Annotated in this window: 1 protein-coding gene and 1 pseudogene; one reads left to right on the top strand and one right to left on the bottom strand. The window is 74.0% G+C overall.

Going from position 1 to position 2,826, the window contains the following annotated elements; all coding sequences use genetic code 11:
* A partial coding sequence (locus tag AB0D04_RS42515) for an amino acid adenylation domain-containing protein (RefSeq protein ID WP_362712843.1) occupies positions 1 to 2,638 on the bottom strand: 2,638 nt, incomplete at its 3' end.
* A gap of 95 nt (positions 2,639 to 2,733) precedes the next feature.
* On the opposite strand from AB0D04_RS42515, the pseudogene AB0D04_RS42510 reads away from it, so the two are divergent.
* Positions 2,734 to 2,826: pseudogene (locus tag AB0D04_RS42510) on the top strand (copper chaperone PCu(A)C); the annotation flags it as partial.

Here is a 2,826-nt window from a genome sequence, read left to right as displayed (position 1 = left end):
TGCGGTAGAGCCGGCTGCCGGGCGGGCCGTACGGGTTCGCGACAAAGCGCTCGGCGGTCGGGCCCGGCCGGTTGAGGTAGCCGCGGGCCAGCCCGGCACCGGCGACATACAGTTCCCCCCTGACTCCGGCGGGCACGGGCTGGAGGGCGCCGTCGAGCACATACACACGGGAGTTGGCGATGGGGCGGCCGATCGGCGGCACCTGGCCGGTCGGCGTGAGCGGGGCGCTCATCGTGGCGCACACGGTGGTCTCCGTCGGGCCGTACGCGTTGATCATGCGGCGTCCGGGTGCCCACTTGGCCACCAGCTCCGGTGGGCAGGCCTCCCCGGCCACCACCAGCGTCGAGGCCGTGAGTTCGGCGCCGTCCAGTGCCGCCAGCGCGGAGGGCGGCAGCGTCACATGGGTGACACCGAGCCGACGGTCCGTCAGCGCCTCCAGTGGCGCCTCGGCGGGGGCGAGGACCAGCGTGGCACCCGTCAGCAAAGCGCTGCACAGGTCCCAGAACGACGCGTCGAAGCTGGGCGAGGAGAACTGCAGAATGCGGCTGTCGCCGTCGATTCCCAGCCGTTCGGCCTGCGCCGCCACCAGGCTGGGCACACCGGTATGGCTGACCACCACCCCCTTGGGCCGGCCGGTGGAGCCCGAGGTGTAGATGACATACGCCGGGTGCTCGGGGCGCGCCCGGACGGCCGGATCGGTGTCCGGGTGGCCGGCGGTCTCCGTGACCGCCGCCGGGTTGTCGATCACCAGCGCGGGCCGCGCGTCGGCGAGCAGGAACGCGATGCGCCGGTCCGGGTATTCCGGGTCGACCGGCAGGTAGGCCGCGCCCGCCTTCGCCACCGCGAGGACGGCCACCACGAGTGCGACGGAGCGGGGCAGGGCCAGCGCGACGATCTGCTCCGGGCCGATACCGCGTCCGATCAGCGCATGCGCGAACCGGTTGGCGCGCGCATTGAGTTCGCGGTACGTCAGCCGGGTCCCACCGTGGACGAGGGCCACCGCGTCCGGCCGGGCCGCCGCCCGCTCCTCGAACATCGCGGCGAGGACCGTGTCCGGCACCGGCCGCGCGGTGTCGTTGCCCGCGTGCACCAGCGTGCGGCGCTCCTCGGGGGCAAGGACGTCGAGACCGCTGAGGCGCCGCTCAGGACCGGCGGCCACGGCCGCGAGCAGTCGCGCCCACCGCGCGAAGAGCGTCTCGACCGTCTCCCGGTCGAACACATCGCTGCTGTACTCGACCACCGCGTCGAGGCCCCCCGGAGTGCCCTGCGGGGTGCGGCGCTCGGTGATGCTGAAGGCCAGATCGAGCCGTGCGGTGCCGGTCGGCACCGGCACACCGGTGACGTCCAGCCCGGCCAGGCCGAAATCGCTCACGGGGGCGTTCTGCACGGCCAAAAGGGTCTGGAACAGCGGGTGGTGGGACAGCGACCGGGCCGGGTTCAGCACCTCCACGAGGTGCTCGAACGGGACGTCCTGGTGGTGGTAGGCCGCCAGCGCGGTCTCCCGGACCCGTCGCAGCAGTTCCTCGAAGGTGGGGTCGCCGGAGGTGTCGGTGCGCAGCACCAGGGTGTTGACGAAGAAGCCGACGAGGTCGTCCAGGGCGTGGTCGGTGCGCCCGGCGACCGGGCTGCCCAGCGGGATGTCGGTGCCCGCCCCCAGCCGCGTGAACAGCGCCGCCAGCCCGGCCTGCAGGACCATGAACAGGCTCGCCCCGGACCGGCGCGCCAGATCGGCGAGCGCGGCGTGCACCTCGGCGTCGATGCCCGCGGTGAGGATGCCGCCGCGGTCGGAGGTGGCCGACGGACGCGGCCGGTCGGCCGGCAGCGGCAGCTCTCCGGGCAGGCCGGCCAGCGTCTGGGTCCAGTACGCGACCTGGCGCGCGAACGCGCTGTCCGCGTCGGACTCGTCGCCCAGGACGTCGCGCTGCCACAGGGTGTAGTCGGCGTACTGCACCGGCAGCGGCGACCACTCCGGCGCCGCCCCCTGCTTGCGGGCGGCGTACGCGGCGGCCAGATCGCGCGAAAACGGCCCCATGGACCAGCCGTCGGCCGCGATGTGGTGCAGCACGACCAGCAGGACGTGCTCGTTGGGCGCAAGCGTGAACAGCTCGGCGCGCAGCGCAAGTTCGGTGGCCAGGTCGAAGCCGCGCACGGCGCAGGCACGCAGCAGATCCGGCAGGCCGGCCGCGTCGGTCGCGGTGACCGGGAGGGCGACGTCGGCCTCGTCGGCGGGGAGCACCCGCTGGTACGGCACCCCGTCGGCGTCCGCGAACACCGTGCGCAAGGGCTCGTGCCGGGCCACCACATCCGCCAGCGCGGACCGGAGCGCCGCCCTGTCGAGGTCTCCGGACAGCCGCAGTGCCAGCGGCATGTGGTAGGTCGCGCCGGGCCCCCGCATCTGGTGCAGGAACCACAGCCGGCGCTGCGCGAACGACAGCGGCATCGGCTCCGGGCGCTGCCGCGGCAGCAGCGCCGGCCGTGCGGCACCGGCCTCGTGCAGCCGCTCCGCGAGACCGGCCACGGTCGGGGTCTCGAAGAGGCTGCGCAGGTGCAGCTCCACGCCGAGGGTCGCGCGGATCCGCGACACCAGGCGGGTGGCCAGCAGGGAATGGCCGCCCAGCACGAAGAAGCCGTCGTCGATGCCGACCTGTGACAGGCCGAGGACCTCGGCGAACAGCGCGCACAGGACCTGCTCCTGCGGGGTACGGGGAGCGCGGCCGCCGGCGTCCGCCGCAGCTCCGGCTCGGCCGCGGCGGCAACCATCTGATGCTCATGGGGCTGAAGAACAAGCCGGCCGAGGGCGACACGGTCACCCTCGAGCTGCACTTC

This window comes from Streptomyces sp. NPDC048483 (assembly GCF_040651455.1).
Classification (GTDB): Bacteria; Actinomycetota; Actinomycetes; order Streptomycetales; family Streptomycetaceae; genus Streptomyces.
Note: the sequence above shows the minus strand (reverse complement) of the source record. Positions and strands in the feature narration are given on the sequence as shown.